Source organism: Nitrospira japonica, from assembly GCF_900169565.1.
In the GTDB taxonomy this organism is placed as follows: Bacteria; Nitrospirota; Nitrospiria; order Nitrospirales; family Nitrospiraceae; genus Nitrospira_C; species Nitrospira_C japonica_A.
Genome location: NZ_LT828648.1, coordinates 1178061 through 1192584, shown reverse-complemented (window position 1 = coordinate 1192584; position 14524 = coordinate 1178061). Strand labels below are relative to the sequence as shown.

Genomic DNA, 14524 nt, shown 5'->3' with positions numbered 1-14524 from the left:
TATCCTTCTGGGAAAAAGCAAGACAAATCTCGGACTCAAGACTCGATCAGAGGCTTAACAGCGAATGAGACAGCTGGCCTTGCATCAAGTGTGGTGTCTATTCTTCGCATGCATTGCCACGCTGACCACCTTAACCCCTACTTGGGGAAAGAAAGACGAATTAGCAACAGCCGAGCAGCTAAATACAAAAGTGATGCTCCTATATGATAGCGGGAAGTACACCGAAGCCATCTCCCTAGCTAAAAGAGCGCTGGTAATTAACGAATCTGCTTTAGGACAGAACCATCCGACCACGGCGGCGAGCCTGAACAATCTTGCGACGCTGTATCACCTTACCGGCGCCTATGCGAAGGCGGAGCCTCTGTATGAACGCGCCCTCGCGATTCGGGAGAAAGTCCTGGGGCCGCAGCATCCGACCACGGCGACGAGCCTGAACAATCTTGCGGGGCTGTATAAGGCCACTGGTACTTATGCGAAGGCGGAGCCTCTGTATGAACGCGCCCTCGCGATTCGGGAGAAAGTCCTGGGGCCGCAGCATCCGACCACGGCGACGAGCCTAGACGATCTTGCGGGGCTGTATGAGGCCACTGGTACTTATGCGAAGGCGGAGCCTCTGTATGAACGCGCCCTCGCGATTCGGGAGAAAGTCCTGGGGCCGCAGCATCCAGACACGGCGACGAGCCTGAACAATCTTGCGCTTCTTTATCACCTTACCGGCGCCTATGCGAAGGCGGAGCCTCTGTATGAACGCGCCCTCGCGATTCGGGAGAAAGTCCTGGGGCCGCAGCATCCGGCCACGGCGACGAGCCTGAACAATCTTGCGGGGCTGTATGAAACCACTGGTACTTATGCCAAGGCGGAGCCTCTGTATGAACGCGCCCTCGCGATCCAGCTGAAGGTCCTCGGCCCGACCCATCCGGCCACGGCGACGAGCCTGAACAATCTTGCGGGGCTGTATAAGGCCACTGGTACTTATGCCAAGGCGGAGCCTCTGTATGAACGCGCCCTCGCGATTCGGGAGAAAGTCCTGGGGCCGCAGCATCCGACCACGGCGGCGAGCCTGAACAATCTTGCGGAGCTGTATGAAACCACTGGTACTTATGCCAAGGCGGAGCCTCTGTATGAACGCGCCCTCGCGATTTGGGAGAAAGTCCTGGGGCCGCAGCATCCGACCACGGCGACGAGCCTGAACAATCTTGCGGGGCTGTATAAGGCCACTGGTACTTATGCCAAGGCGGAGCCTCTGTATGAACGCGCCCTCGCGATTCGGGAGAAAGTCCTGGGGCCGCAGCATCCGGCCACGGCGACGAGCCTGAACAATCTTGCGGGGCTGTATGAGGCCACTGGTACTTATGCCAAGGCGGAGCCTCTGTATGAACGCGCCCTCGCGATTTGGGAGAAAGTCCTGGGGCCGCAGCATCCAGACACGGCGACGAGCCTAGACAATCTTGCGACGCTGTATCACGTTACCGGCGCCTATGCGAAGGCGGAGCCTCTGTATGAACGCGCCCTCGCGATCCAGGAGAAGGTCCTCGGCCCGACCCATCCGGCCACGGCGACGAGCCTGAGCCATCTTGCGGCGCTGTATGAGGCCACTGGTACTTATGCCAAGGCGGAGCCTCTGTATGAACGCGCCCTCGCGATTCGGGAGAAAGTCCTGGGGCCGCAGCATCCGGCCACGGCGACGAGCCTGAACAATCTTGCGGGGCTGTATAAGGCCACTGGTACTTATGCCAAGGCGGAGCCTCTGTATGAACGCGCCCTCGCGATCCAGGAGAAGGTCCTCGGCCCGACCCATCCGGCCATGGCGACGAGCCTGAGCCATCTTGCGGGGCTGTATAAGGCCACTGGTACTTATGCCAAGGCGGAGCCTCTGTATGAACGCGCCCTCGCGATTCGGGAGAAAGTCCTGGGGCCGCAGCATCCAGACACGGGAATTGTCTTGTACGAATTGGCCTTTCTGGCCTGGCGCCAATCCCGTTCGGCCGATGCCCTGGATAAGTTCCAACGAGCGGTGCACATCGAGGATCTCAATGCCCGAAGAGTATTGGTGCAGGGTGATGAGGAACGGAAGCAAGCATATCTGGCGACACTCGTAGAATCCACTGTGGTGACCAGCTTTGCAGTAGCCGCAGCGTTGCATGAGCCGACAGCGACAAGCTTGGGACTGGAGGTCGTGCTGCAGCGCAAAGGCCGTATCTTAGATGTCTTGACGGACAGCCTCCTGCGCCTGCGCAAGAGGCTGACGCCGGAAGACCAAGAGCTGCTGACGAACTATCAAGCAGCCACGACAGACTGGGCCACTTTAAATATGCGTGGGCCCGGGCCGCTCCGCCTGGAGCAGTATCGGACACAGCTCGTAGCGTTGCAGCAGCAGATCAGCAGCTTCGAAACGCAACTTAGTAGTCGCAGTGGCCGGTTCCGCGCTGAGCTCGACCCAGTCACGCTGGAAAAGGTCCAGCGCGCACTTCCACCCCGAGCGGTGCTTCTTGAATGGGTGCACTATGAACCCTTCAAGCCCGAAGCCATCAATAATGAACCCAGCTGGGGCGCTCCTCGCTATGCAGTCTACCTGCTGAAGCCTAGCGGATCGGCGGTGTTAGTTGATCTGGGGGAAGCCCAAGCCATCGACACGGAGGTTGCTTCACTACTTGCCGCCGTGCGCCACCCGGGTGGGACAAAAACGGTGCAGATGCGGGCGCAAGCACTCCATCGCCGATTACTCCAGACGCTCTATCCACATGTGGGATCAGCCACCCAGCTCTTGATCTCACCCGATGGGGCACTCAATCTCCTGCCGTTTGGTGTGCTTCAGGATAGCCAAGGGCAGTATCTGGCTGAGCAATATGAAATTACCTATCTCACGAGTGGCCGCGATCTGTTGCGGCCGGCATCTTCGGCCACCACACAGCATCCGATGTTGCTGGTAGCGAATCCCGACTTTGGCCCTCTGGACTCGCTTGCGACAGGAGAAATAGTCAAAGCACGCCGCTCGGCGGATGTGGAGCGCGGCGGGTTACGGTTTACACCGTTGCCCGGCACCGCGCAAGAGGCTGAGGTCCTGGGTGCGCTTCTTCAACTACAACCGAGTCAGATGATGACGGAGAGCTTTGCCACCGAGGCAGCCGTGAAGCAGGTCCACGGCCCTCAGATCCTGCATCTGGCCACGCATGGGTTTTTTCTGTCGGATCAACCTATGGATCTCACGGCCTCGGCACGCGCGGCTGGCTTTGCACCGGAGCTGCGCCCTCTCAGCCTTCGTCAGGAGAACCCACTCCTGCGCTCGGGTCTCGCATTAGCCGGGGCGAACCAACTCCGCTCGGGGCCCAAGGACGATGGCATTCTCACGGCACTCGAGATGGCCAGTCTTGATCTGGACGGCACAGAGTTGGCTGTCCTGTCAGCGTGTGAAACCGGGGTGGGAGATGTGCACAACGGGGAAGGTGTCTATGGGCTGCGTCGAGCGCTGGTCCTGGCCGGCGTACGTGCACAAGTGGTCAGTCTCTGGAAGGTCGATGATGCGACCACGAAGGAGTTCATGGTCGCCTATTATAAACAACTACAGACGGGCATGGGTCCCTCCGCTGCGCTCAGCGTCGTACAGATTGCCATGCAAAAGAATCCGACGCTGGCTCATCCCTACTATTGGGCTGCCTTTGTCGTGATTGGCAACGCCTCGCCCTTAAACTGAGTGACACGGAAATCGTGACTCAGAACTCTGGCAGCGGAGGTGTCAGAAACAGTCAGTGATGTAGAAAGAGAGTTGCATATACTAGAATGCAATCACAGGTCGCCTCGAAGCAATTGTAGCGAGGTAAAGATGAAATGGTTGTGTTGCTGTTCCCACTCTGCTAAGCATGGCGAGTCATACTGGAGTGGGCTTCAGTGAGCCTTTTTCTCTCAATCACACAGATAAATCTTCACATGATAATTACTAGTCCGCGTTGCAACAGAAATAATCGGCACCTTCGTGTGTCGGTGAGAGCTTTTGCATATCAATTTCACTTGCCTATATCTGGAAAGCGTCCGTACGCAGATATCTCGAACCGCTTTCATTATTTTATGTATGAGGGTTTGGAAGTATTGGCCATGAGGTGTCCGTAAAGTGTCCGTGTACTGGGAGCTAGATCCCTCTATATCATGAGTCCGTTCGCAACGGTGGTTCATCCCGTCCGGAGCTTGTACAGCGAGCGGTACGGTCAATGTTGCAAAGGGCAGGTTAATTCCGAGTCCCATGGTCGTCTGTTCCGCAGACTAACAAAGTTCTGGGTCATGGCGTGGGAGCAGGCCATTGCAATTGCCAAAGTAGAAGATGATGGCTGCGTCGGCAACCACCGGATGCTTAAATGCGAATCTAAGACTGATTGTGCCGTGACGGGCTTCCTCTGGTACTACTTCACTACTCCAGATGGATTCGACAAGGTTTACGCGGCTTCTCCAGGTACTTGGGCCCGTAACCGAACGATGACGGCTCCGTCCTTAATGGCTATTGAGGTGCCCTTACCTCGGCTCATTGTCCAGCAGACTTTCGACCGCCTCCATGCCGAAGTTGTTGCGCTCAAGGACAAGCATGCAGCGATCCGAACCGCCAACAAAGCACTTCTGCCCGCAATACTGGAACGGGTGTTCTCATGACTGCTTTTTCCGCAACCCCCAACAAGGCGTTCAAGCAGGGTTTGTGAACACATGAGCGCCACTCCGAACCAATCCGCTACCCTAACCGAAAAGGCCGCTCTCGCAGACCTAGTGCTCTGGGCGGAGAAACGCCCCGCGTGGCAAAGAAATGCCCTTCGTCGTATGGTCACAGAAGCATGTGAAGTCGGCGGGTAAGAGCAAAAATGCCTAGAGAGCGCACCGAGTTTCTCGATGACTTCAGTCCTCTAGCGAATAATGGGGCGTTTGCCGCAACGCTGAACGGACGCGGCCTTTATAGTACGATTCAGTTTGTTCTTCGCCTTTCGCCTGCAGTCCGCAGCAAGTTGTCGTCCATGCCTAGCGGCATCGTAAATTCGAGCATGGTTGACCTCGATGGCGTAGAGGCCTTCTCGACATATCTGCACGAGACAATTCACTGGTGGCAGCATGTCGGATCGACCTATGGGCTGCTACTGAGCATGACCTATCCTGCGCAGGCGCACGCGAACTACGATCATTTGAAGAGCTTGACCGCCAGCGTCGGCTTCAAGAAGCCCATTCGGAAGTTGGCCGACACGTTGCCGGCAGGCGGCTACGGAACGCCGAGCGGTACGGCGAACATCATAATCAATAACCACTTCGATATGGACTCATTCAGGGCACTAACCGTCAGCCCACTGAGTGCGAAAGAACTCGTACAAAGTCCGCTATTCGAAAGCCTCGGGCATTCATATGAAATTGCGCTCGGCAACTGTGTGCTCTTGCTGGCCTCAGTCTCCGACTCAAACTTTTGTGTCATGCAGCACCCCAAGGATTGGGGCGATCACTTCCGCAAGCTTCGGGAGGAAAAGGCGGAAGGATATTACTATGGCTCGCCTGTCTCCCTCTACCCTATTGGGGCACAGGAGATATTTGAAGGCCAGGCCCGCATGGTGCAGCTTCAGTATCTACACTTTGCAACGGGCGGACTTCTCGGCATGGAGGCCGCCGACGAGGCGGGTATGTTTGATGGCGTTTACGGCAGCGCCTTTTCAACGTTCCTCCAGCTTACAGAGCTTGAACGGCCTTCTTCGATTGATCACCCGACAATCGCGCTCTTCCTTTTGATCTGCGATGTGGCGATAAATCCAGGATCAGGTTTTCCATTTCCCTTGGTCCACTTCCCGACTTTCATACGCGATGTCGAGCCCGGCGCACGCTTCGTATGGCTGTGCAGGCTTGCACGTCTCAAGTGCCCAGATGTTCTTGGAAGTATCAGAAACTACTCCCGCGAAGAGTACGGCGAGGTGAGCCGAAAGCTTTGCGATGCCATGGTCGAGCATTCGCCGCTCAGTATCGCACGCGACTTTTCTCGCTGGATTGAAACTCCTGAGTTCAAACCATTGATGGCAGAATACGAGACGTTCCGATTTTCGAAAGGGAACTCTGCGGCGCGTGTCCTCTTTCCGCATTTTTTGAGCTTCATGCGTGACAAGTATCTCCGCCCTGAGTTCTTCTGCTGGCCCGGAACTTGGATGGGCGGGGATCGCCTATCGATGGACGCACTGACTTTGTTTGAGCGCCACGGCGCGTTGTTTGTCGATAAGGAAGACGACGATGGCGTGTTCCCAAGGCTCTTACCTGGACGCAGCGAGAAGGATGTGCAGGAAACCTTCGACGATTTCTATGTGAACAACGTCATTTACGATCTGACCCGTCAATGGATCACGCAGCCGGGTCATTTCACCTACAATTATCGTTGGCTCTCGCAAAAGGGCAGCGATCAGGAAATTCAAGAGTTTGCCGAACGCTCTTTTGAGGGCGTCTACGACGTGCGGCCTAGCAGCGTGAATGTGCTGTGATGGACATCGAGGAAATACGAGACGCGCACATTGGGATGTATGGTTTATCGAACGCTGATCAGCCTTACACGTTCTATCACGACGAAACGAACAACATCAAAAAGCTCCGCCTCGATGCGCAGGGTTTAAATATTGCAGAGCCTGCGATCTTCGTTTTGGGCGGCATCGTCCATAGCGGCACGCCGCGTCCACTTGATATTCGGTCGCTGCGCGATGTGATGCGCATTCAGACAAGCGCCGACGAAATAAAGCTCAAACACGTCGCAAAGGGAGAATTTCTGGACCTGCTCAAGTCCGAAAAGCTCACCACGTTCTTAAAGTGGATTTCCGATAGCGGCTTGATGGTTCACTATCATGCGCTAGACCCGCTATATTGTTCGCTGGTCGATATAATGGACTCGGTGCTCTATCGATTAGAGGAGCCCCGTCTGGTGGAATTGCACGCCGTGCTGAAGGCCGATCTGGCAACGCTGCTGCGCGCGAATTTGCCAGCCACGACGGACATATTTTTCCGCTACAGTTATCCCGACCTCACGCCGGAAAACCGAAAGCCATTTCTTGATGAGCTGCTCAGGCTGGTAGAGGGCAGTGATGGTGTGTTGCCTGAGTTCAATGCAATGATGCTCAAGGGCATGCTGCAAGCCGGACGCAACCTTCCTAGCCTCGATTTCATAGAAGGGTTTACGCCGTATCTTCTGATCAAGAGCTTCGGTGCTATCTATCTGACCCGCATTGCGATCTTCAAACATTCCAGCCACATCCTCGATATGGAAGATTCCATTCGGGATGAAATTGAAGCGATCAGGCCTACATCCAATGGCGTGCCAATAACGCACTACAGGTTTGCAGACTCAAAATCGGAGCCTGGGATACAGGTTTCCGACATCGTCGTCGGTCTCATTGGCAAGATGCACAGCTACTTCGCGCAGAACTCGCGCGAGGTCATCTCCCAAACCAGAGTTTCACTCACTGGCGCGAGCTTGAAAAATGCTGAGCTGCTCCGCAATTTGATCGATGCTTCGCACGAGGCTAATATCGCCTTTCTCCATCACGTTTCCAGCATGGACGACATAGACAAGATGAACTTGTTTTTGCGAACCAGTGGAAGCTCTTACGAACAGTAGTGCTTAGGAGCAGAAAAAGGAGCGATCCGGACTTGCTTCAGAGCTCAGCGGGGTCAATTTCTCAAAGAGAGCCCGTCTCAGCTACCGCAACGGTCACGCTGGTAACTGTATAATCAACCACTGACCCGGGTTGTGCTTTCTCGGGATAGAAGAGGGCTAAATTCATTCCGTCGCTGACCGAGCTGCGATAAATAACTCCGTCATAGCCACACTGCTTAATGAACTCACATAAAAATTGACTGGGGGTATAGTCAACAGCTGCTGCTTGAGGCAAGACCGGTGTGGTCAATTCCAACCCGAGACGTTCAAGAAAGGGCAAATCGTTTCTCATTTTTTGAATGTCGAGCGCTTCTGCTAATAGAAATGGCGACACCGTCCTTCTTGGTTGGCGTAGATCAACAAGCTTAAGCTCAGGAGGAGCAGGAGTTCTGAAGTCGGCCACACATGCCTTTTCGCCTGTGTGAGGTCTAATTTCAGATACGGCGGTTTTAGGATTTGACCCGAGATATAAGTATGGGATACCTGCCGGATTTGCACGTCCATGTCCCGCAATCCTTTTGTCTGGCGCACCCATTTTCTCAATCGGAAATGGAACATCTTCTGTTTTTATGCGTGCTCTGTACCACACGTCAGGAACTTCCCCTGCAGTGACGCTTAGATGAGAAAGAAGGTTTTTTAGTCGCTCCTCGTCGAGTTCAACATCGGGGAAAAACCGATTTCGATACATCAATTCTTCTCGAAGTTTTTCCCATTCGCTTAACCTATCCTTGTCGACAATTTCGGAAGGCAGAAAGGGTTTTCGAACAATGTCACCGTCATCTAACACCTCGCCAAGAAGCTCCTTTGCTTTAGCATCATTCATAATTGGGTTCATAAACAAACCCCAATCATTCCGAAACCAATGGACGAGCAGCTTTCCATTCGCGTCCGGGCGATACGCACTTACCAGGAGCTCAAAGTAGTCTTGCAACTGCTTCGGGTTTAGGAGCGCCTGATTCTCCATTGTGCAGAATGAGCATGCGCCTTTTTCTGTCGCAAGAAGAGGGAAGATGTTGTGGCGAAGACCGCGATCACCGAAGCATTCTGGGCAGCACTTCATGGCGATCTAAGTCGCCGGGGTAAAGTAGCGGGCAAGCGTCTCGATGTGATGATTCATCGAAAGTTTCTTGATATATCCCAAACCAGGGAAGTGCCCTTGGTGCTGGAGCTCGCGAAACTCTTGGACCGCTGATGTCTCCTCCACCTTGGAGTTTCGTTTATTCAGGATCGAGATCATCTTATCCAGTGCCTCGGCAAACTTTCCTGCAGGGTCTTGGGGTGTATCTTGTCGGTCTGACACGAAATGATAAATCTGCATGGCATCGTCCTGGTCAGAATCTATAAACGTCAAATGGATAGCGACTGCATATGCAGGACCGCCTGTTTCGCTATAATCATCACCGACAATCAAAAAATCGCCGAATCCATTCATGCCTTCTTCTTCGAAGGTGGCATGAAGATCGGAAAAAAACTCAAGTTGTTCGTAATCCCGATTGCGCTTTTTTTGAAATCCGTCTCTTAAAAGTATTCTAGTTGCCTGCTTGAAATGCTTTTGGTAAAGCTTTCCGCAAAACCGATCAACAAAGATATGGCATTGATCTTTCATCGACAGGTCTAACCTGCCAGACAAGGTTTTGGCGTCGGTAAAGCCTGCATGTATGAAACAAGGTGAGTGATCAGAATGATTTTCGAAGCATTTAAGCGCATCGGTCACCGACATGTTGGGCTTGAGAAGAATCCCCGCTGATATTCCAGGTAAGTCGAGAAACTCCTCTTGTAAAAGCTCTGTCAAAGGTTTCCCTGATTCCGAAAGGTCGCCATGGTGAGGATTTACGATCAATATGGCGCGTCCCTCGACCTCTGCAACAGCTTTCAGCGTTCTGTTAAGCCCATTCAAGGTTTCCTTGACTGGTTCGATTATCGGGCAAAAATCCGCCTCCTGAAGAATAGAGGCCATTTCTCTTATGGTTATCAGCTCGTACTGCTTTCCTCTGAAATATGGATGATACATACGACTACGCCCAAACCATTGCGTCTTTTAATCGAGTGTTCACTGCGGAGACAAGCCTCACATGATCTAGTTTTCGAAGGGGTACGGAAAGGGCAGCGGTCTGAAGTGAATACGGAAGCTGAGCGACCAAGTCAGAGAGTCTTAGGAGTGTACGCGTCTTCTTAAGGACACGCACCATGCCGTCGTGCGCCTCGTGTGGCTTCAGCTTAACGAACAATTCCCGAAGTGCTCCATTCAGTTCAGTATTGGGCACCACCGGAAGCTTCGCTCCCTGGGCAAGAAGGATCGCGCGTGCTTCTTGTGTTCGTATCGAATCAAATATTGCATCCGGGTTAGTACGCTCTGGCTGATCTAATGCCTCCCTTACTTTTTGAATCTGGTAGCGGTTGTTGAGACGCATTACGCCAACATATGGTGGTACTGATTTTAGAATTGAAGGAACGTGTCCCTCAGCAGCTATGACATATACTGTAGCGAAAACCTTCGAGTACGCCGCGACTTGTCGCTCTAGTCTGCTCAGAGAATCGCGTTCGGATTTAATCTCATAAACAGTCGACGTGCCGTTAAGAATTGCCACATCCGCCTTACATTCACCTATGCGAAATTCAGTTAGCATTGACGCCGTTCTCAGTCGGTGTGTGCCGAGTAATATATTGTGGGTCAGCGCGGCTTTATAGATATACTCGTGCCGGTAACCTTCGCGTTTTAGCAGTGAGAATGCTATATCGAACAAGTCCCTTACAAGGTGAGATGAAGGCAATGACTGTTGAAGGCCAGATTCATTCGCCAATCTCGCGAAGATAGACGACCTGCCTTTTCTCGCCATTTCTCGGACCACACCTGAGGAGAAGAGATGCGATAGCGCAGCTAATTGCTCTGATACCAGGTTGGTCATGATCATACTGATGCGGCCTGAATGGGGATGCCTTCGGATAAACTCTAACGCAATATATTCCAATATGCACCTGCTTATATCATAATGTCATTATTTTTCATATCGTTACCAGCTCATAAGGGATAAATGTACCGTTTGTTATGGCGTTCGCGAGTTAATTTCGGCTTCGAGATTGGCGAGCGATGCAAGGCAGGTGCGCTGTTCGCTGCTATGCGGCTTCCTGGCACAAAGCGCATTGAATGTTTCGCGCTGTAGCGCGTAAAGCTCACTTGTAGACTTGGATACCATTTCAAATCGTGTAATAAGTTTCATCGTTTCCTCCGTTAGATGGAGGCCCCCACCATCGGAGCCTTTCTGGCTCCGCACCCAGATGATCACAGAGGAAGGCTCTGATGGATTTTTAGGGTCACAAGACGACGAAGGGAACATGTAGGAAGGAGTCAAACGATGGAATCCGAGAACGAGTACAAGTGGCCCAAGAAGGGAGACCGCTTACTCCGCGCTGAGAATGACTGGCATCGATCTGTCTCATTCGCTGAACATGAAATCGCGCGGCACGCGCACATTTGGAATGGGTATATGCAAGCTGGCAGGATGTTGGTCGAGGCGTGTCATCCCAATGAGCGGGCGCTTCGACATGAACTCGTCTATCCAATCCTTTTCTGCTACCGGCACGGGTTAGAGTTGGCGCTCAAATGGATTATCGACCGGTACAGAGGATACACCGACATCCCTGCGGAGGATTACGCGAACCATAACCTTTGGCAGCTTTGGAAAGTCTGTAAGAAGATAATGATTGCCCTTGAAGCAGATGGAGATACTGAGTGCTTAGTGGCCGTGGAGCATGTCGTTAAGGACTTCCACGAACTTGATAAAAGCTCCTTTTCTTTTCGTTACTCGACGGATAAAAAAGGGGCATTGGTTTGTTTGCCCGATGTACCTTTCGATGTACCGAATATTAAGGACGTAATGGAAGCCGTGAACAATTTCTTTTCGGGAGCGGATGGCCTACTCGACAATAACAGTAGCGCCTCCGGCCGCTATTAGATTTTCGCCTTGGAGTTCATGTTCACGAGCCTCATAAAAACGGCTGAACCATAGTGAAGAATGTAAAAATAGAAACACTATATGTCTTTGGAAAATAGCAACGACCCGTTTTTTGCGCTTACAGAAGAAGGTACCAAGTGGAATGCTTGCATAGGCAAACAAGCTCACCCTGAAAGCTACATGGATGGATACATGGAGGCAGCGCTAGAACTAGTGAATGCTGTTATTGAACAGAAGCAGTACATCAAGCGAGATACGCTCGCTATGCCAATTCTTTATAATGCACGTCACGCCCTTGAGTTATCATTAAAGTACATTTACGACGCTTTTTTAAAGGAGAAACTAATCAAAACCACTCTCAATAAGAATCACGACATTCGCTCCTATTGGGCGCTGCTGTTATCTACAAAAGTGGGAGATTTAGAACTTACCCAACATATCAAGAGTCTGGAGCGATTCGTGGTTAGCTTGGGCAATATCGATGATGATGGGCAAGAACTCAGATACGCCACGACTCGAGATGGCCAGAAAAGCTTAAAGGATAAGGCGCTCTGTAATTTGGTGGTTATAAGAAAGAGCCTGCTTGAATTGCAGAAAATTATATATGACTCCAAATATCGTTTGGAGGGGTTCGTTGATGAACGACAAACCAAGACTTATACGAAGGACTTATCTCGTAATGATTTAGGAACAATCTCAAAAATGCTTCCTCCTATTGATAGATGGACAGATGATGCTTTTGTTAAGACAAAAGAGGAAATTAAAGAGGCGTATGGTATAGGTTCGAACAAGTTTTCTGATGCTATAAACCTGATAAAGAATCATAGGACTATGGCAGCTCGCCTTGGCAAAGAATTTGATCTTTTGTATCTAACGGACCATAAATTAAAATTGGTTGTTCAAGAATGGAAAGGGTTACATCCGCCGCCAGACTTGAACGACCTTGGAACAGATTTCACGAACGCTGATTTTGAGGCGATGATAGGACATGCAAAGAAGGTTGAGGAAGTCCAAAAGAACATATTGAGGTTTCTTTCAGGAGATGAAATTGCTGATTTGGAGACTGTTTTTTATATCGGTCGGGAAGCGGGCTTTTGCGAATTTTATGAGAGACAACTGACCCTTGTCAGAAACAAGCACAAACTAAATACAAACCCAGCTCAGGAAGTTAGACATCTCATAGAAAAAGTAAATTTTCTGGAAGAAATCGCGAAGGGATTAACAATTCTTGGAAAGCCAACGCTTGCTAAAAATCTTTTACTGTAAATCAGTCCTGCTCCACTGTGCCTGTAACTTCCAAACATTTCCGCTATAACTCCTGTGCGTAATCAATGTCACGGTGTTTTTGACGTTGCGTCAATCCTTCATGAGGCGTGACATTAGGCGTTCCATCCATCTCCATATATCGAGCGCTCTCTTGCCGGAGTTCTTGAACCCTTTGTTTATAGTCCTCTATGACAGGCTGTATCTGTTGTTGCAGTTTCTGGCGATGGGTAAGTTGCTGGTCTATAAGCAAGTGCATTTCGCTCCGATCTCGAATACGACATGTTTCTGTTTCGCGTTCATTTTAATCTCGGATTTTGGAATACTTCCCCGTGATGCGAAACCAAATCTCCTTGAAGCCCTTCGGTAGCCGTTGCGAACGTTCAAAGGATTTCTGCTGCCAGCGCTTTTCCTGTTTTTGCTGTAACTGGCTGCGCTCGTTTTGATGCTGATGCTGCAGGCTGCGCTTCTTTTGAATGAAGGGTTGGACCTGTTGTTTAAGCCGGACTTGCGTCTCCTGGATATACGTCTTCAATTTGTCGGTCATTCGCTCCGCAATTTTGGCTTTGACCTCCTGGGTTCCAGGAAGGACTTCCGCAGGGCCTAGGCGTTCTTGTAGCGCTTTGGTTTTGACTTTCAGCCAGCGGGATAAGGAATACACTTCTCCGCGATAATCGATGGCCACATAACCGCGCCGATCTACTTTGGCGAGATACAGCCCGTAACGCTGCAAGGCATGTTCAAATGAAGGCCGGTTATCCGAGACTGCCCAGCAGTTTTGAAACATCGATTGAAGTGCTTTGGGGTCATAGCCTTGGCGTTTCGCCTGCTGCCATTCACGCAAGGAATAGTTCAGCGGGTCCCGGTTGTTGCTGTCCAGCAGACCTTGCGGCATCTTCCAGCCGTGTTCATAGTTTTGTCTTGTAGAAGGGGAGATAGATGGCCTTCATCTCCTCCGTATCAATCCGGGACCACACGACATGCGCGTGTCGTCGGCCTTCATTTTCATGAAACACGATGGCACGGGGTTGGTTATTGAGACCGAGTTGTTCTTCGACGGTTTTGATCGCGGCTTCAAACACATCGACCGAGACTTTCTCGTTTGGCGGCGGATTTAGGCTCAAGGAGAACAGGAATTGCGTCGCGCGTGTACCACGGCTGACCGCGTAGGCTTCATGCTATGCAGAATGTAAATTGTCAGACATGAAACCACGCAGCTCGTGGGTATGGACATGCTAGTTGTCCTCTACCTTCATTAGGTGAGCCGCGAGCTGCTTTCCACCACCGCGTTGGTTGCCCTTCAGGATCATGCCTGTAGGCCGAGCGCTTGCATGAGGGTCATTCGAAGCCACTGAACCCCGGCACAGGCTTCCTGTAACGATTTCTCGGTCTCCGGCGTGAGAGGAAGGGAGCCGCTGTTAGCGGCCTTGGCGAGTTGCTTCAGGTTATTGGCTATCCGGCTTTTGCCCAGTTCGCCTAGAACACTCGCGAGTGCCTGATGATCCTTAACCGGGCGCTTGGCTCTCCTTGCAGCACGGTGAGGGGCAGGTTCGTCGAATAGTCTGGAACGGATATAGCCCCAATCGGCATGTCCCCAGCGTCCCGTTCCAGCCTTGCCCGTTCCTCGAAAGTGAGGCGCAGGGAGAATGGCGGGGGTCGTTTGTCAGAT

11 protein-coding genes are annotated in these 14524 nt (G+C 51.9%); 6 read left to right on the top strand and 5 right to left on the bottom strand.

Features of this window, described 5'->3' with window-relative positions; translation table 11 throughout:
* The first annotated feature begins 64 nt into the window (after positions 1 to 64).
* From NSJP_RS05720 to NSJP_RS05705, 4 genes are all read left to right on the top strand, one after another.
* Positions 65 to 3691, top strand: coding sequence for a CHAT domain-containing tetratricopeptide repeat protein (locus tag NSJP_RS05720; RefSeq protein WP_080885960.1), 3627 nt, complete (start codon positions 65 to 67; stop codon positions 3689 to 3691).
* 581 nt (positions 3692 to 4272) lie between these two features.
* Entirely contained in the window at positions 4273 to 4635 is a 363-nt protein-coding gene (locus tag NSJP_RS05715; protein WP_155969916.1) for a restriction endonuclease subunit S domain-containing protein, read from the top strand.
* A 203-nt stretch (positions 4636 to 4838) separates the two neighbouring features.
* The gene (locus NSJP_RS05710) at positions 4839 to 6476 is read left to right on the top strand and encodes a hypothetical protein (RefSeq protein WP_080885958.1); all 1638 of its coding nucleotides are present in this window, start codon (positions 4839 to 4841) and stop codon (positions 6474 to 6476) included.
* Entirely contained in the window at positions 6476 to 7600 is a 1125-nt protein-coding gene (locus NSJP_RS05705; RefSeq protein ID WP_080885957.1) for a DUF3800 domain-containing protein, read from the top strand. The genes NSJP_RS05710 and NSJP_RS05705 overlap by 1 nt, the downstream gene beginning before the upstream one ends.
* Before the next feature lie 61 nt (positions 7601 to 7661).
* On the opposite strand, the gene NSJP_RS05700 is transcribed toward NSJP_RS05705, so the two are convergent.
* From NSJP_RS05700 to NSJP_RS05690, 3 genes are read right to left on the bottom strand one after another with little or no spacing between them, the layout of a single operon-like run.
* Complete coding sequence (locus NSJP_RS05700) at positions 7662 to 8699, bottom strand: RES family NAD+ phosphorylase (RefSeq protein ID WP_080885956.1); 1038 nt, start codon at positions 8697 to 8699, stop codon at positions 7662 to 7664.
* A gap of 6 nt (positions 8700 to 8705) precedes the next feature.
* The gene (locus NSJP_RS05695; RefSeq protein WP_080885955.1) at positions 8706 to 9650 is read right to left on the bottom strand and encodes a sce7725 family protein; all 945 of its coding nucleotides are present in this window, start codon (positions 9648 to 9650) and stop codon (positions 8706 to 8708) included.
* A gap of 4 nt (positions 9651 to 9654) precedes the next feature.
* Complete coding sequence (locus tag NSJP_RS05690) at positions 9655 to 10551, bottom strand: sce7726 family protein (RefSeq protein WP_155969912.1); 897 nt, start codon at positions 10549 to 10551, stop codon at positions 9655 to 9657.
* 441 nt (positions 10552 to 10992) lie between these two features.
* On the opposite strand from NSJP_RS05690, the gene NSJP_RS05685 reads away from it, so the two are divergent.
* Positions 10993 to 11592 carry a hypothetical protein gene (locus NSJP_RS05685; RefSeq protein ID WP_080885954.1) on the top strand — a complete coding sequence of 200 codons (600 nt, stop codon included), beginning with the start codon at positions 10993 to 10995 and terminating at the stop codon, positions 11590 to 11592.
* 81 nt (positions 11593 to 11673) lie between these two features.
* Positions 11674 to 12858 carry a hypothetical protein gene (locus tag NSJP_RS05680; protein ID WP_080885953.1) on the top strand — a complete coding sequence of 395 codons (1185 nt, stop codon included), beginning with the start codon at positions 11674 to 11676 and terminating at the stop codon, positions 12856 to 12858.
* 301 nt (positions 12859 to 13159) lie between these two features.
* Here the strand turns inward: NSJP_RS05680 and NSJP_RS05670 are convergent, their stop codons facing one another.
* Positions 13160 to 13750 (bottom strand): hypothetical protein, encoded by a 591-nt coding sequence (locus NSJP_RS05670; protein WP_080885951.1) that lies wholly within the window; start codon positions 13748 to 13750, stop codon positions 13160 to 13162.
* Positions 13751 to 13763: 13 nt separating this feature from the next.
* Positions 13764 to 13937, bottom strand: coding sequence for a relaxase/mobilization nuclease domain-containing protein (locus NSJP_RS20055; protein ID WP_407938644.1), 174 nt, complete (start codon positions 13935 to 13937; stop codon positions 13764 to 13766).
* Positions 13938 to 14524: the final 587 nt, after the last annotated feature.